The 14,940-nt window shown below is 66.4% G+C and carries 13 protein-coding genes; 10 read left to right on the top strand and 3 right to left on the bottom strand.

Translation table 11 applies throughout. From position 1 onward, the window contains the following. Nucleotide 1 precedes the first annotated feature (1 nt). Complete coding sequence (gene pyk / locus U741_RS0102100; protein WP_029888842.1) at nt 2–1,435, bottom strand: pyruvate kinase; 1,434 nt, start codon at nt 1,433–1,435, stop codon at nt 2–4. Between the two features lie 113 nt (nt 1,436–1,548). Here pyk and purT point away from each other — a divergent pair, with 113 nt between their 5' ends. Then, nucleotides 1,549–2,745, top strand: a complete 1,197-nt coding sequence (gene purT / locus U741_RS0102095) for a formate-dependent phosphoribosylglycinamide formyltransferase (protein ID WP_029888841.1) — start codon at nt 1,549–1,551, stop codon at nt 2,743–2,745. A 90-nt stretch (nt 2,746–2,835) separates the two neighbouring features. Here the strand turns inward: purT and U741_RS19470 are convergent, their stop codons facing one another. Together U741_RS19470 and coq7 are read right to left on the bottom strand one after the other, a co-directional pair. Then, nucleotides 2,836–3,237, bottom strand: a complete 402-nt coding sequence (locus U741_RS19470; protein WP_029888840.1) for an anti-virulence regulator CigR family protein — start codon at nt 3,235–3,237, stop codon at nt 2,836–2,838. Between the two features lie 682 nt (nt 3,238–3,919). Next, on the bottom strand, nt 3,920–4,558 hold the full coding sequence (gene coq7 / locus U741_RS0102085) for a 2-polyprenyl-3-methyl-6-methoxy-1,4-benzoquinone monooxygenase (RefSeq protein ID WP_029888839.1): 639 nt from the start codon (nt 4,556–4,558) through the stop codon (nt 3,920–3,922). Nucleotides 4,559–4,580: 22 nt separating this feature from the next. On the opposite strand from coq7, the gene holA reads away from it, so the two are divergent. From holA to U741_RS0102040, 9 genes are read left to right on the top strand one after another with little or no spacing between them, the layout of a single operon-like run. Next, entirely contained in the window at nt 4,581–5,615 is a 1,035-nt protein-coding gene (holA, locus tag U741_RS0102080) for a DNA polymerase III subunit delta (protein WP_029888838.1), read from the top strand. After that, a complete protein-coding gene (locus tag U741_RS0102075) occupies nt 5,612–6,907 on the top strand; it encodes a glutamate-5-semialdehyde dehydrogenase (RefSeq protein ID WP_029888837.1) in 1,296 nt (431 codons plus the stop codon). The genes holA and U741_RS0102075 overlap by 4 nt, the downstream gene beginning before the upstream one ends. Before the next feature lie 34 nt (nt 6,908–6,941). Next, entirely contained in the window at nt 6,942–7,550 is a 609-nt protein-coding gene (gene nadD, locus U741_RS0102070) for a nicotinate (nicotinamide) nucleotide adenylyltransferase (RefSeq protein ID WP_029888836.1), read from the top strand. Beyond that, nucleotides 7,528–7,935, top strand: coding sequence for a ribosome silencing factor (gene rsfS, locus U741_RS0102065; RefSeq protein WP_084154604.1), 408 nt, complete (start codon nt 7,528–7,530; stop codon nt 7,933–7,935). Before nadD ends, rsfS begins: the two co-directional genes overlap by 23 nt. A gap of 13 nt (nt 7,936–7,948) precedes the next feature. Beyond that, the gene (gene rlmH, locus U741_RS0102060; RefSeq protein WP_029888834.1) at nt 7,949–8,419 is read left to right on the top strand and encodes a 23S rRNA (pseudouridine(1915)-N(3))-methyltransferase RlmH; all 471 of its coding nucleotides are present in this window, start codon (nt 7,949–7,951) and stop codon (nt 8,417–8,419) included. Nucleotides 8,420–8,473: 54 nt separating this feature from the next. Beyond that, a complete protein-coding gene (locus U741_RS0102055; protein WP_029888833.1) occupies nt 8,474–9,055 on the top strand; it encodes a Maf family protein in 582 nt (193 codons plus the stop codon). Continuing rightward, the gene (gene rng / locus U741_RS0102050) at nt 9,052–10,518 is read left to right on the top strand and encodes a ribonuclease G (protein ID WP_029888832.1); all 1,467 of its coding nucleotides are present in this window, start codon (nt 9,052–9,054) and stop codon (nt 10,516–10,518) included. The genes U741_RS0102055 and rng overlap by 4 nt, the downstream gene beginning before the upstream one ends. A gap of 12 nt (nt 10,519–10,530) precedes the next feature. Next, nucleotides 10,531–14,109 carry a YhdP family phospholipid transporter gene (locus U741_RS0102045; RefSeq protein ID WP_029888831.1) on the top strand — a complete coding sequence of 1,193 codons (3,579 nt, stop codon included), beginning with the start codon at nt 10,531–10,533 and terminating at the stop codon, nt 14,107–14,109. Beyond that, nucleotides 14,106–14,921, top strand: a complete 816-nt coding sequence (locus U741_RS0102040; RefSeq protein ID WP_029888830.1) for a carbon-nitrogen hydrolase family protein — start codon at nt 14,106–14,108, stop codon at nt 14,919–14,921. Before U741_RS0102045 ends, U741_RS0102040 begins: the two co-directional genes overlap by 4 nt. The last annotated feature ends 19 nt before the right edge of the window (nt 14,922–14,940 follow it).

Raw genomic sequence — 14,940 nt, 5'->3', positions numbered from 1 at the left:
CTCATTCGCCCAGTTCGCCAACGGTGACAATCTTCATGGTGTTGGTGCCGCCGGGGCCGTTGAAGTCGCCTTTGGTGACCAGCGCACGCTGGCCTTCGCGCAGCACGCCGCGGCTGACCAACACCTCGATGGCCTCACGCACCGGCTTGCCGGTGTCGAGGTTTGTCGGCGAAAACTCTACCGGCTCGATGCCGCGGCACACGGTCATGCGGGCGCGGGTGCTGGCGTTGCGGGTCAGCGCGTAAATCGGCGGCTGGCCGTGGCTGCGGCTCATTTGCAAAGCCGTCATGCCCGACTCGGTGAGCGCCACGATGGCATCAGCGTGCATCAGGCGCGCGGTGTACACGGTGGCCATGGCAATGGCCTCATCGGTGCGGCGGAAGTGCTGGCTGATACGGCCTAGAGAGCGCTCCGGCACATGCTGACGCTCGGCCGCGGCGCAGATTTTGACCATGTGCTCGACGGCGCGTACCGGATATTTGCCGGCGGCGGTTTCAGCCGAAAGCATCACCGCATCGGTGCCGTCCATGACCGCGTTAGCCACGTCCAACACCTCGGCGCGGGTGGGAATCGGGCTGGTGATCATCGACTCCATCATCTGCGTGGCGGTGATCACTGCGCGGTTGAGCTCGCGCGACAGGCTGATGATGCGTTTCTGCACGCCCGGCAGCTCGGCTTCGCCAATCTCCACGCCCAGGTCGCCGCGCGCCACCATGGCCACGTCGGAGGCTTCAATAATGGCGGCGAGGTTGTCCAGCGCTTCGGCGCGCTCAATCTTGGCGACGATCCACGCGTCGCCCCCGGCGGCCTTGAGCAGGCCGCGCGCCATGTGGATGTCTTCAGCGGTGCGCGGAAACGACACGGCCAAAAAGTCGGCAGACCACTGCGCCGCCAGACGAATGTTGGCGTGGTCCTCATCGGTCAGCGCAGGCGCCGACAGGCCGCCGCCGAGTTTGTTGATGCCCTTGCGGTTGGACAGCGTGCCGCCCTGGGTCACGGTGCAATCGACACGCGTGCCGGCCACCGCGTCGACGCGCAGTGCAATGGCGCCGTCGTTGAGCAACAGCGTGTCGCCGGGCTTCACGTCGCGCGGCAGCGCCGGGTAGGCGCAACCCACCTCACGCTCGTTGCCGGCATTGGCGGCCAGCGCGGTGTCGAGGGCGAAGGGCTGACCGTCTTGCAGGTCGACTGGGCCATTGGCAAAGCCTTCGACGCGAATCTTTGGCCCCTGCAGGTCGCAGAGAATGCCGACATCACGCCCGACCCGCAGGGCAATCTCGCGGGCATTGCGAATGCGCTCGGCGTGCTCGTCAGCCTTGCCGTGCGAGAAGTTGATTCGGAAGACGTCAACCCCTGCGCGAATCAGTCGTTCGACGACGCCTTGTGCGTCGGTGGCGGGCCCCATGGTGGCGACAATCTTGGTTTTTCGGTTCATGCGCTTCTTGCCCTGTGAGGCTCGTAGTGTAGGGCTTCGGCCATGACCGATTTGAGGTTTTGCCGACCGGATTCGCTACGATTCGGCCCCTTTGCTGCCACCAAGGCTGACCCATGATCACGCTCGGAACCCCGCTGACCGCCACCGCCACCCGCGTGCTGTTTCTCGGCAGCGGCGAGTTGGGCAAGGAAGTGGTGATTGAACTGCAGCGACTCGGCGTCGAAGTGATTGCCTGCGACCGCTACCCCAACGCCCCGGCCATGCAGGTGGCACACCGCAGCCATGTGTTTTCGATGCTTGATGGCGCGCGCTTGCGGGCCGTTGTCGAGGCCGAAAAGCCCGACCTGATCGTCCCCGAAATCGAGGCCATTCACACCCAGACCCTGCTGGCACTGGAGGCCGAGGGCTTCCACGTGATTCCCACTGCACGCGCGGCGCGACTGACGATGGACCGCGAAGGCATTCGCCGCCTGGCCGCCGAAGAATTGGGTGTGCCGACCTCGCCGTATCGCTTTGCCGACAACCTTGCTGACTTTGAACAGGCGGTGGCGGCGATCGGCATGCCCTGCGTGGTCAAACCGGTGATGTCGAGCTCCGGCAAGGGCCAGAGCACGATCAAAACCGAGGCGGATGTTCGCAAGGCCTGGGACTACGCCCAGAGCGGCGGCCGCACGGGCGCCGGTCGCGTGATTGTCGAAGGCTTTGTCGACTTCGACTACGAAATCACCCTGCTCACCGTGCGCCACGCCGGGCCGGACGGGCTGACCGTGACGAGTTTCTGCGCGCCCATCGGTCACCTGCAGATCGATGGCGACTACCGTGAATCGTGGCAGCCGCAGGCGATGAGCGACGCAGCCTTGACCAGCTCGCAGCGCATCGCCGAAGCGGTCACCGCCGCACTGGGCGGGCGCGGCCTGTTCGGTGTGGAGCTGTTCGTCAAGGGCGACGAGGTGATCTTCAGCGAAGTCTCGCCGCGCCCGCACGACACCGGGCTGGTCACGCTCATCTCGCAGGACCTGACCGAGTTCGCCCTGCATGCCCGCGCCATTCTCGGCCTGCCCATTCCCAACATCCGCGACCGAGGCCCGGCCGCCAGTGTCGCGCTGTTGATGGAGGGCGAAGTGGTCGGCCCGCGCTTCAGCGTGGCCCCGGAAGCCCTTGCCGAACTCGACACCGCCCTGCGCCTGTTCGGTAAACCCGAACTGCACGGCAAACGTCGCATGGGTGTTGCGCTGGCGCTGGCCGGCACGGTGGAGGCTGCGCGCGAGAAAGCGCGGCGGGTGGCGGCCGGGGTGCAGTTGTCGGTTTAAGCCGCCGTCATTTGTTGCTGCGAATCAGACCGTAGCATCGAGGGCAGACGCCTCACCGAGGCGGCTGATCTCGGCCCGTTTCGCGTCGATCTATTCCAGCACCCCGAGGAGCACGTCGACCACGACCTGCGTGGCGACCTCGACCAGAACCACGTCGGCACCGGCCACGCGCCAGTCGTAACCCTCATAGCGCGGCATCCGCGCCAGCAGCGGTTGTGGCGCCATTTTCTTGGCAATGCCCGGCGGCAGTGGTTTGCCACGTGCCAGGTTTTTACGGATGCCCGGCGGCAGGGCTTTCTGGCCGGTCAGCCGGTCTTCAATGGCCCATTCGCGCACTTGGCGAGTCGACGGCAAACGGAACTGCGGGGTTTCGGCACGCTGGGTGGCGGCTGGTCCGCGCCCCTCAGGTGGACCCTTCTGCGCCATGACGGTGCCGGACACGCCGCCCAGTACCAGGGCCGCAGCGATACAGAAGTTGGGGATGCGGTTCATGAGCGTGATCTCTAAAAAAGGGGGCAGACGATGCAGACTGTTCCCTCGCAGATGTCCAGGGGGTGAACGGTGTGCCGCCGAATCAAGATCCGGCGTCTTGATGACGGCTTACAGAACGCCGCAATCGATCATGGGGCAGTGCTGCTGCCATGGGAGGTCAGCAAGCTGCTCCAGCGGCGTTGCACGACGCGTCATCAATGGGCGCCCCTTTTGGACCGCGCTGGAACCGGATGGACCGATAAGCCACCGGGTGCGGCTGGACCATTGATGCGGCACCTGAACAGTTTCATTTTGCGGCCGCCGCGATCAATTTGGAGAACCCTTGCAATAAACCCCCATGCCGCATCAATAGTAAAAACAACGTTGATTTGTTACTGAATCGGCACGCGCAGGCTTCCCGAAACAATTTCGCTTCAATGTTCGGCGCAGGCAACCCGATCGCACTGTTTGCGTGCCGATTCAATAGGGCACTGGATGAAGTGGCCGGTGCACCCTGAGGGCCGGTGTGATGGCCCCCCAGCGGCTGATCCGTCATGAGATGACGGTGGCCCCGCCGCTGGGGAATCTCCGGTCATGCGGCATTGGCGTGCTCCGGCGCGCCTTCGGCCCCTGATGGGGCGGCCTGCTTGGCGCGCACGGCTGCGGCAAAGTCGGCGTATTTGGCCGTCAGTGGAAGGCCGCGTCAGTAGTGGTAGGCCAGTGCTTTCATCACCCCGGCGACGCGGTGCATGAGGCGTTTCACCGGTCGCGGCAGTTCGGTGCCACCGGCGGCCATGGCTTCGGCACCGTGGCGGGCTTCGTCGTCGCGCATCGCGGTGACCACGGCGCGGCTGCGCTGATCGGCGGCGGGCAGTTGTGTGAGGTGCTGGTCGAGGTGTGCCGCCACCTGATGCTCGGTTTCAGCAACAAAGCCAAGGCTCCAGCGGTCGCCCGCCAGGCCCGCCGCTGCGCCCATGGCAAACGAGCCGGCAAACCACAGCGGGCTGAGCCGGCTGGGCTGACTGCCGAGCTCGGCCAGGCGCTGCTCGCACCAGACCATGTGGTCACGTTCTTCGGCTGCCGCTTCGCGCAGGTGGCCGGCGACCTCAGGGGTGCGCGCCGTCAGCGCCTGGCCGTGGTAGAGCCCTTGCGCGGCGATCTCGCCGGCGTGGTTGACGCGCATCAGCCCCGCCGCGTGGCGTCGCGCGGGCGGTGGCAAGGCGTCTTCGGCCTGCATGCTGGCGGGGTAGCTGCGGCTTGCGGCAGCGCGAGACGTGCCACTGAGCGCCCGCGCCAGAGGCTGCAGAAACAGGTCGGTGGCGGTGGGGGATCGGAAGGCCATGTACTGATTATAGAATCGCCGCATGCCGCTGACACCTGACGCCCTCGCCGCCGCCCTGAAACGCCCTTTGCCGTCGCTGGTCGTGGTGGCCGGCGAAGAGGCCCTGCTGGTCATGGAAGCGGCCGACGCGGTGCGCGCCGCGGCCAAGGCGCAGGGTTTTGATGAACGCGAAATTTTCGAGGTCGACAAGGGTGGCGGCTGGAGCGACGCGCTGGGCGCAGCCAACAGCCTGTCGCTGTTCGTGCAGCGGCGGGTGATCGAGGTGCGCGTCAACGGCGCGCTGGGTGTTGAAGGCGCCAAGGCAGTCACTGACTGGCTGGTCAATCCGCCACCCGATTGCCTTCTGTTGGTGCTGCTCGGCGCGCTGGATGCGCGGGCGCGAAAGGCCAGTTGGTTCACCACCGTTGAGCGCGAGGCGCTGCTGGTGTACGCGTGGCCGGTGCGTCCCGACGGGTTTCACGACTGGGTGATGAAGCGTGCCCGTACCACCGGCGTGACCCTGACCGCCGACGCCTGCGAGGTGTTGGTCGAGCGCACCGAGGGCAATTTGCTGGCCTGCGCGCAGGATTTGCAGAAGCTTCGCCTGTTGGTGCCTGACGGCACGCCCATCGACGCCGCGACCTTGACCGGAGCGGTCGCCGACAACGCCCGCTTTGGCGTGTTTGACCTTGCTGACCGGCTGCTGGCCGGCGATGCCGAGGGCAGCGTGCGCAGCCTGCAGCGCCTGCGCGAAGAAGGCACGGCCGTGCAGGAGGTGCTGGGCGGCCTGTTGTGGGTGCTGCGCCAATGGGCCAAGGCGGCGCAGGCCTACGGCCGCACCCGCGACGCGGCTGCCGCGTGCGATCAGGCCGGGGTGCGGCGCGGCCAGCAGGCGGCTTATAGCGCGGCGATCACCCGCTCCGGGCCGGTGCAGCCAATGGGCTGGCTGCGCTGGGCGCTGCGCATCGATGCCGGGTCCAAGTCCACCGGGGGCGAACCGACCGCCTGGGCAGACTTGTTAACATTGGCGCTTGCGGCCAGTGGGGCCGCGCCACTGCGAAACCAACGCCGCACATGAGTGCCACCGCCCGTACCGATCGCCACGCCGTTTCTGATGACGCCTTAAAACGCCAGTTCACCGCATTGGGCAAGGCTGCCCGCGTGGCCAGCCGCGACATCGCGCGTGCCGAAACCGGCCAGAAGAACGCCGCGCTGTTTGCGCTGGCCGAGAACATCAAAGACGCGCGGGGCGACATCCTCGATGCCAACCGCGCCGACATGGACGCTGGCCGCAATGGCGGACTCGACGCCGCACTGCTGGACCGTCTGGCGCTGAACCCCGAGCGCGTCAGCGCCATGGCCGAAGGTGTGCGGCAAATCGCCGCGCTGCCCGATCCGGTGGGCGCCATCACCGACCTCAACATGCGGCCGTCGGGCATTCAGGTGGGACGCATGCGGGTTCCGCTGGGCGTGGTCGGCATCATTTACGAGTCGCGTCCCAACGTGACGGCCGACGCTGCGAGTCTGTGTCTGAAGTCGGGCAACGCGGCCATTCTGCGCGGTGGCTCAGAAGCGCTGCGCTCGAACCAGGCCATTGCCCGCTGCATTGACCGCGCGCTGGTCGATGCCGGACTGCCGCGCGCCACCGTGCAGGTGCTGGATGTGACCGACCGGCGCATGGTCGGGCTCATGGTCGGGCATCCGCAGTTCATCGACGTGATCGTGCCGCGCGGCGGCAAGGGGCTGGTCGCGGCCGTCAGTGACGGCGCCAAGGTGCCGGTGATCAAACATCTCGACGGTATCTGCCATTTGTATGTCGATGACCAGGCCGATCTTGAAAAGGCCATCGCCGTGGCGATCAACGCCAAGACCCAGCGTTACGGCACCTGCAACACGCTGGAAACCTTGCTGGTGCATGCCGCGATTGCCGACACGCTGCTCCCCGATCTGGCCGCGCGCTATCGCGAGGCGGGTGTGGAACTGCGTGGCTGCGAACGCACGCGCAAGGTGCTGCCTGAAATCAACGCGGCCACCGAGGCTGACTGGCAGACCGAATATCTGGCGCCGATTCTGTCGATCCGGCTGGTCGACGACCTTGATGCGGCGATGGATCACATTGCGACGTACAGCTCGGCGCACACCGAAAGCATCATCACCGAGAACCTGACGCGCGCCCGGCGCTTTCTGCGCGAGGTGGATTCCAGCTCGGTGATGGTCAACGCCTCGACCCGCTTTGCCGATGGCTATGAATACGGACTGGGCGCCGAAATCGGCATCAGCACCGACAAATTTCACGCCCGTGGCCCGGTGGGCCTTGAAGGCCTGACCTCGCAGAAATGGGTGGTGCTGGGAGACGGCCACGTCCGTTGAAGCCACCCGGCCGTCGTCGCGCCGCAGCAAGGCGATCGGCATTTTTGGCGGGGCGTTCTCACCGTTCCATAACGGGCACCTGCGTCTGGCGATCGAAGCGTTGGAGCGCCTGAAGCTTGATCAGGTGCGGCTGGTGCCGACCGCGCATCCGATGCACCGCGCCGAAGCGGCCATTCCGGCGCAGAAGCGCCTTGACTGGATTCGGCTGGCCATCGAGGGCGAGCGGCGCCTGGTGGCCGATGATTGCGAGGTGCGCCGCGAAGGGCCGTCCTACACGGTCGAAACGCTTAGCGAGTTGGCCGACAAGTTCCCCACCTCGCGGCGCGTGTTGTTGATTGGCGCCGACGCTTTCAGTCATTTCCATACCTGGCACCGCTGGCCGGTGATTCTCGATCTTGCCGACCTGGTGGTCGTCAAACGTCCGCGCAGTCGCCTCGTCGCGCCACCCGAAATTGCCGGTGCGCTCGACGGCCGTTACCAGACCCTCGACATTCCGCTGCTCGATATTTCGTCGACCCTGCTGCGTCACAAACTGCGCGCCGGGCTGTCGCTCCGCGGGCTGATGCCGCAGCCCATCCTCGACCGGCTGACCGCCGCCGACATTGCCGTACTGACCCATCATGAAAACACCAGCACTCACTAAACTCGTTGTCACCGCTCTCGAAGACCTTAAAGGTCAGGACATTCGCGTGCTCGACGTCAAGTCGCTCACGCCCATGACCGACACTATGGTGCTGTGCACCGGCACCTCGTCCCGACATGTGTCGGCGCTGGCGCACAACGTGCTCGACGAGGCCAAACTCAAAGGCGTTCGCCACCTGGGGCTCGAAGGCATGGACCAGGGCGAGTGGGCGCTGGTCGACCTCAACGGCGTGCTGGTGCACGTCATGCAGGCGCAGACGCGGGCCTTCTACCAACTCGAAAAGCTCTGGTCCATCGAAGACGGCGAAGCGCCGGTCGATGCGCCCGAGGCCCCCGAAAGCCTGCGTCGCGCCAGCACTCGCCGCACGCCCAAAGCCAGCGGCTAACGCCGGGCCGGGCGTGCGAATCCACCTGATCGCGGTTGGTCAGCGCATGCCCGACTGGGTGCAAACCGCCTTTGCCGACTACGCCAAACGCCTGCCTAACGAAGCGCGGTTGGTGCTGGTCGAGCAGCCGGTCGCGCATCGCGGCAAGAACGCCGACATTGATCGCCTGAAGGCGGCCGAGGGCGAGAAGATTCTCAAGGCCGTGCCCAAGGATGCCGAGATCATTGCGCTGGATGAACGCGGCAACCTGCACGACACCCTGGCCTGGTCCGATGCGCTGCTGCGCTGGCAGGGCAGCGGCCACGACGTGGCGATGATCATCGGCGGACCGGATGGTCTTGCGCCGGCCGTGCTCACCGCCGCGCATCAGCGCTGGTCACTCTCACCGCTGACCTTGCCGCATCCGCTGGTGCGGGTGGTCGTGGCCGAGCAGCTTTATCGCGCGTGGTCGGCGTCGGTGGGGCATCCCTACCACCGCGCCTGAGCACGGCGACCTTGTTTCCCGGCGCCTGGCGGCGGGACTGCTACATTTCAAATCATGAATGCCGCTTTCTACCTCGCCTCGCAATCCCCGCGCCGCCACGAATTGCTGACCCTGGCGAGCCTGCGATTCGAGCCCTTGTCGGTGTCGGTCGATGAAACGCCGCGCCCCCGCGAGGCCGGCTTGGACTACGTGCGCCGCGTGGTTGACGAAAAGCTGGACGCTGCCCTGAAGATCGCCCCTGATGAAATGCCGGTGCTGGTGGCCGACACCGAGGTGATCTTCAACGGCAGGGCGCTGGGTAAGCCGCGTGATGCCGCGCACGCCGAGAGGATACTGGAGCAGTTGTCGGGCGAAACGCACAGCGTCGTGACCCGGGTCGCGGTCGGCCTTGGCACGCGGCGGGACCATGTCGAGACGACCACCGACATCACCTTTGCACCGCTCACCTATGCGCAGATTCAGCGCTACTGCGCCAGCGGTGAGCCGCTGGGCAAGGCCGGCGCCTATGCGATTCAGGGTGCTGCGGCAGGCTTCGTGCTCAGGCTGTCGGGCAGTTTGACCGGGGTGATCGGTCTACCGGTGGCCGAGACCTTGGAACTGCTGTCACGTTTTGACGTAAAGCCGGTCGGCCCATGAGTTTCGAGATTCTGGTCAACAGCGGCGCGCAGGAAACCCGCGTCGCATTGGTTGAAAACGGTGCCGCCCAAGAAGTGCACGTGCAACGCGCCTCGCGCCATGGCCTGACCGGCAACATCTACATGGGCCGCGTGCAGCGCGTGCTGCCGGGCATGCAGGCGGCGTTCATCGAGATTGGTCTGGCACGTACCGCGTTTCTGCACATTGCCGACATGGTGCATCCGCAGCGCGACGAGGGCGAGCTGCCGCCGTTGCCGTCGATCACCCAGAAGCTTCACGAAGGGCAGTCGGTGCTGGTGCAGGTGCTCAAGGACCCGCTGGGCACCAAGGGCGCGCGCCTGACCACCTTGCTGTCGGTGCCGTCACGCTATCTGGTGCTGTTGCCGCATGAGCCCACCGTGGGCGTTTCGGCGCGGATTGAAGATGACGCCAGCCGCCTGCGCATGAAGGAGATGCTCGAATCATTGCGCGACGAACACGCCCCGGACTGCGGCCTGATCGCCCGGACCGCTGCCGAAACCGTGACACCCGCTGCGCTGGCGACCGACCTGCAGTTTCTGTCGCGGTTGTGGCGAGCCATCAGCCATCAGGCCAAGACCGCCGCGCCGGGCACGCTGGTGCACGGTGATCTGCCGTTGTCGATGCGCATCCTCCGTGATCTTCTGGGCACCGATGTCGAGCGTGTGCGCATCGACAGCGCCGAGGAATGCCGTCGCGTGAAGCAGTTCGCCCAGGTCTTCGTGCCCGATGCCGCCGACCGCATTGAGTGGTACCAGGGCGCGGCGCCCATCTTCGACCTTTACGGCGTCGAGGACGACATCAACCGCGCCCTGTCGCGCAAAGTGGAGCTGAAATCGGGCGGGCACCTGATCATCGACCAGACCGAGGCGATGACCACGGTGGACGTCAATACCGGCGGCTTCATCGGCACCCGCAACCTTGAGGAAACCATCCTTAAGACCAACCTCGATGCCAGCCAGGCCATCGCCCGGCAACTGCGGCTGCGCAACTTGGGCGGCATCATCATTGTCGACTTCATCGACATGCAAGCCGAAGACCATCGCGCGCAGGTGCTGCGCAGTCTGGAGCGCGCGCTGCAGCAGGACTCGGCGCGGACCCAGGTGTATCCGTTCTCACCGTTGGGCCTGATCGAGATGACCCGCAAACGCTCGCGCGAGAGCCTTGGGCACATTCTTTGCGAACCTTGTGAAGCCTGTAATGGCCGCGGCGAGGTCAAGTCGGTCGAAACCGTTTGTCATGAAGTGGTGCGTGAAGTGCAGCGCGCGGCGCGACAGTTCGAGGCCGACGCGTTTCTGGTGCTGGCGGCGCCCGAGATCGTGCAGCGCCTGCAAGACGAACCGGCGTTGGGCCTGCCCGACCTCGAAGCCCAGTTACGGCGACCGATTCGCGTCCATCCCGATTCCGACTATCAACGTGAAGCCTTCGATGTCATTCCGCAGTAGGCCGCGGCAGACGTGAGCGGCTGGCGCATCGCTGCCCGCTGGACATCGCTGACCTGGGGGTTGGCGATGGTCGCCGTCTTGGGCCTCGCGGCGGTCCTGGTCATGACCCGCGTCGCCGACGAGCTTCGAGGTCCGGTCGAAAACGCGGTGGAACAGGCGCTGGGCGTGCCCGTGAGCCTCGCCGACGTCGGGCTGGGCTGGGTTGGCCTGCAGCCGGTCGGCACCTTGCGCGGGCTGAAGATCCAGCCTGAGGCCGAGGGCGGCGAGTGGTTCAGTGCCGAAGCCCTGCACCTGCACCTGCGCTGGGGCGACCTGCTGCGGCGCCAATGGACCCCCTACCGTGTCACGGCCGTGGCAGCCAGGCTGCGGGATTCGCCGCAACTGCGTGACTGGATTTCAACCCGCGCCAAGGGCGGTAACGGCCAACCGCCGGCCGCCATACAGCTTGCGTTTCGCGACCTTGAGATTGACGGAGGGGATCGGCTGCCCGGCGCCATCCTGCTGCCGTCGGGTTGGCTCGACTGGTCGCCGGCCGAGGGCGCGCTCGAAGGCCAGACCAAGGCGCTGCTGAGTTGGGGCTCGTTCGACGCCACGCAACGTGAAGCGGCCGCGGAGCTGGACCTCAGCGGCCAATGGCGTGGTGGGCGCGGCAGCGTCGAGATCTTCGGCTTGGACACCGCGATCACCGACGCCCCCGCCCTGACCCTGACGATCGGCCGGGACGGCCCGCACTGGCAAGGCACCTTGGGTCCGGCCGATGATCAGGCTTGGGTGGTTTGGGGCGCCGATGATGAGAGTCTGTACGCCCGGGGTGAGCGGCTGCCCATCGACCTGCTGTTTCCGCTGATGCAGCGCCACGTTGATGCCATTGATAGCGATTGGTCGGCCACCGGCCAGCTTCGGGATCTGCGCGGCGACTGGCGGTGGGTGCCTGCCAGCCCGGGCGCGCCGCGTCTGAGCCTGCTGGCGCGACTGGAAGGCGTGACCCTGCGCAACGGCGAGACCGGCATCGAAGCCCTGCATGGCGACCTGGCACTGGATGAACTGGGCGGTTACTTCCTGCCCGGCGCGCCGAGCCCCGCCATTCGTCTGACCGGTTGGCAACAGCCCATGCGACTGGATCGCCTCAACGGCGAGTGGTTGTGGTCGCGACGGCCCGGTGGCGAATGGCAAGTCGCGGCGCCGGAGTTGGCGGTGGAAGCCGAAGGTGCACAGGCGATCGGACGGGTTCGCCTGGTCGCGGGCGGGGCGCTGGCCTCCCCAATGATGGACATCGATCTGCAGGTCAACGCCGAATCGCTGGCAGCCGCGCACCCTTATTGGCCGGGCAAATGGCCAGAGACGCTGCGCAATTGGCTCAGACGCGCAATCACCGGCGGCGAACTGGTGGATGCGCGCCTGCAGGTCGAGGGTGCAATGGCCGACTTTCCCTACGGCCGTCGGCCCACCGGGCGATGGCAGCTCGACCTGCCGGTACGCGGCGCCGGACTGGCGTTTTCACCTGACTGGCCGGCGCTGACCGACGCCGACGCCGACCTGCAGTTCAGCGGCAACAGCCTGCGGATCGCGTCCGCCGAGGCGACCTTCGGTCCGCTGGCCCAGGTGACGGGCAGCGCCGAAATCAAGGTCATGAACAACGATGCGCGGCTGGACATCACTGGCCAGACGCGCGACCAGGTGTCTGCGCTGCTGGACCTGATGAACCAGAGCCCGTTGCAGGATCGGTTTGCGCGGCTTGCCGAGGCCGTCGATGTCAGTGGCCCGGCCGTCGTCGACTTGAACCTTGAAATTCCCTTGGCACGCGTCAAGGAAACCCGCACCACGGGGCGCGTGGCGCTGGAAGCGGTGACGCTACAGGTGGCCGGGGTCGATACCCCGGTGACCGACGTCAGCGGCGTGCTCGATTTCAGCGGTCGCAGCCTGTCGGGTGATGCCTTCAGCGGGCGCTGGCATGGGGCCGAGATCAAGGGTGTGGTGGAGGGCGACGACGAAGGGCTGATCATCGACTTGCTGGGCAAGGCCCTGCCGGTGTCGGCACTCGAGCAATGGTTGCCGGCGCCGGTGTCCGAGCGTTTGGCTGGCGTCTTCGACGGATCCGCGCAGTTGGCGCTGCCGGCCGGCGGGGTGGCGGTTTTTTCGGCGCAAAGCACCCTTGAAGGGGTGGATGTGACCTTGCCGGCACCCCTGGAAAAAGCTGAATCAGAAGCCCGCCGCTTTGAAATCGAGTTGCCTCTGCCGGTCTCGGCCGCCGCACCGGCACGTTTCACCTGGGGCGGACGGTTTCTGGCCGGCGAGATCACTGATGAGCGCGTTGAGCTGCGATTGGGTGACCCGGCCGATGCACAGGTCAACTCGCTCGGCGAGGGCGCCGGTGTCTGGGTCGCCGCCGACCTGCCGAAAATCGAGGCGGCGCCGTGGCTGCGATGGTTGACGCGCTTCTCCGGGCAGGCGCCGCCGGTTGTCGAAAACGCGGAAGCGCTGGCCCGGCGCGCCGTGCGATTCGCCGGCGCCGAAGTTCAGGTGGCGGGCCTCACCGCCGGTGTCTGGTCGGTGGCCGAGCAGCGGGCCTCGATTCGCCGCGACGGCGAGGGTTGGCAGGGCATGCTCAGTGGTGCGGCGCAGGGCAGGGTGCAGGCCAGCGACCGTGGCGGACTGTTGCAACTGTCGTCGATGGCGCTGCGCCTGGACCTGCCCGACGACCCCGACTGGCAAGCGGCCGCCGAGCCGTTGCCGCCACTGCCCGAGCACGATCGCGGGGACTACGAGGGCGGTAGCTGGGCGGGGCAGATTGATGCCCTGACGCTCAATGATCTCAACCTGGGCACCGCCGCACTCACCGCCGAGTTGCCGGTGCGTGGGCAAATGCGGCTGGACATGGCGCTGAGCGGTGACGGTGCACTCAGTGGCGCCGGCGATTTCAGGGCCGATGGCAGCTTGCGCAGCAGTCGCGGCCGGTTCGAGAGCCGGATGCCGGAGCCGATGATGGCTGCGCTGGGCCTCGAGGCGCCGATGGAGGCCGACGAAGCCGGCGTGGCATGGGACCTTGCGTGGCCGGCAACGGGTACGCGGCTGGCGATTCCCACCGCCGAGGGCGATTTGCAGGTCTGGGCGCGGGAGGGCCAGTTGCGTGCCGTGGACCCCGGTGCCGGACGGTTGTTGGGACTGTTCAGCTTTTACCAGTTGCCCCGGCGCTTGCTGTTCGACTTTCGCGATGTGACCGATGCCGGACTGCACTTCAACGACCTTGATGCTGACCTGCGCTTGGAATACGGCCGTGTGGTCACCGATGACCTGACCTTGCGCGGCTCGTCGGTCCGGATGTCGGTCAAGGGTGAAACGCATTTGCTTACCCGACAACTCGACCAGCGCGTCACCGTTTATCCTGACTATTCCAGCGGTGTGAGTATCGGGGCGGCACTGTTGGGCGGTCCGGCGGTCGGTTTGTTGGCGCTGATGGCGCAGACGCTGCTGGACAAGCCGCTGGACGCGGTCGGCCAGTTTGGCTATCGCATCCGCGGCACCTGGGATGACCCTGAAATCGAAAAGCTGGAGCCCGCCAGCACGGCGCTGGCGCCCCCAAAGAATCCATGAAAATTGCAGCAGTACAGTTCACCTCAGGCGATGACGTCGCGCAAAACCTGCTCGCCGCGCAACGGCTGATTGCCGCGGCTGCCGACGACGGTGCGCGGGTCATTGTGCTGCCCGAAAACCTGGCACTGATGAGTGCTGACGAGCGCGACAAGCTGGCCATTGCCGAAACCGCGGACCGCCAGCCGTTGCAGTCGTGGCTCAAGCACCAGGCCGCGCTGCACGGCGTGTATCTGATCGGCGGCACCGTGCCGCTGGCCGGCGACGATGCCAACCGCATTCGCGCGGCCTGTCTGGTGGTGGGATCCGACGGCAGCCTGATGGCGCGCTACGACAAAATTCACCTGTTCGACGTTGAAGTGACGCGCGACGGCCACCGCGAGGCGTACCGCGAGTCGCGCAGCATTGAGCCGGGCCCGCTGGCGCCGGTGATTGTCGACATCGACGGCTGGCGGTTCGGCCTGTCGGTTTGCTACGACCTTCGCTTCCCCGAGCTGTACCGCGCGCTGGTGACGGCCGGTGCCGAGGTGCTGTGCGTGCCTTCGGCGTTCACCGCCCAGACCGGTGCGGCGCATTGGGCGACCTTGCTCAAGGCCCGTGCCATTGAAAACACCTGCTATGTCGTCGCGCCTAACCAGTGCGGCACCCACCCCGGCGACCGTCAAACCTGGGGGCATTCGAGCATCGTCAGCCCCTGGGGTGACACGCTGGCCGAATTGGGTGATGCGCCCGGCTATGCCATCGCCTCGCTGGAGCGTGACAAGCTGAAGCAGTTGCGCGGTGCCTTTCCCTGTTTGGAGCACCGTCGCCTGTAGCCCCCATTTGATGACCCGA

Source organism: Polycyclovorans algicola TG408 (assembly GCF_000711245.1).
GTDB classification, from domain to species: domain Bacteria; phylum Pseudomonadota; class Gammaproteobacteria; order Nevskiales; family Nevskiaceae; genus Polycyclovorans; species Polycyclovorans algicola.
This window is presented reverse-complemented; position numbering and strand designations above follow the sequence as displayed.

Coding starts and splice junctions, on each gene's coding strand:
- pyk (WP_029888842.1), bottom strand. CDS start 1,435: ATGAACCGAAAAACCAAGATTGTCGCCACCATGGGGCCCGCCACCGAC.
- purT (WP_029888841.1), top strand. CDS start 1,549: ATGATCACGCTCGGAACCCCGCTGACCGCCACCGCCACCCGCGTGCTG.
- U741_RS19470 (WP_029888840.1), bottom strand. CDS start 3,237: ATGAACCGCATCCCCAACTTCTGTATCGCTGCGGCCCTGGTACTGGGC.
- coq7 (WP_029888839.1), bottom strand. CDS start 4,558: ATGGCCTTCCGATCCCCCACCGCCACCGACCTGTTTCTGCAGCCTCTG.
- holA (WP_029888838.1), top strand. CDS start 4,581: ATGCCGCTGACACCTGACGCCCTCGCCGCCGCCCTGAAACGCCCTTTG.
- U741_RS0102075 (WP_029888837.1), top strand. CDS start 5,612: ATGAGTGCCACCGCCCGTACCGATCGCCACGCCGTTTCTGATGACGCC.
- rsfS (WP_084154604.1), top strand. CDS start 7,528: ATGAAAACACCAGCACTCACTAAACTCGTTGTCACCGCTCTCGAAGAC.
- U741_RS0102055 (WP_029888833.1), top strand. CDS start 8,474: ATGAATGCCGCTTTCTACCTCGCCTCGCAATCCCCGCGCCGCCACGAA.
- rng (WP_029888832.1), top strand. CDS start 9,052: ATGAGTTTCGAGATTCTGGTCAACAGCGGCGCGCAGGAAACCCGCGTC.
- U741_RS0102040 (WP_029888830.1), top strand. CDS start 14,106: ATGAAAATTGCAGCAGTACAGTTCACCTCAGGCGATGACGTCGCGCAA.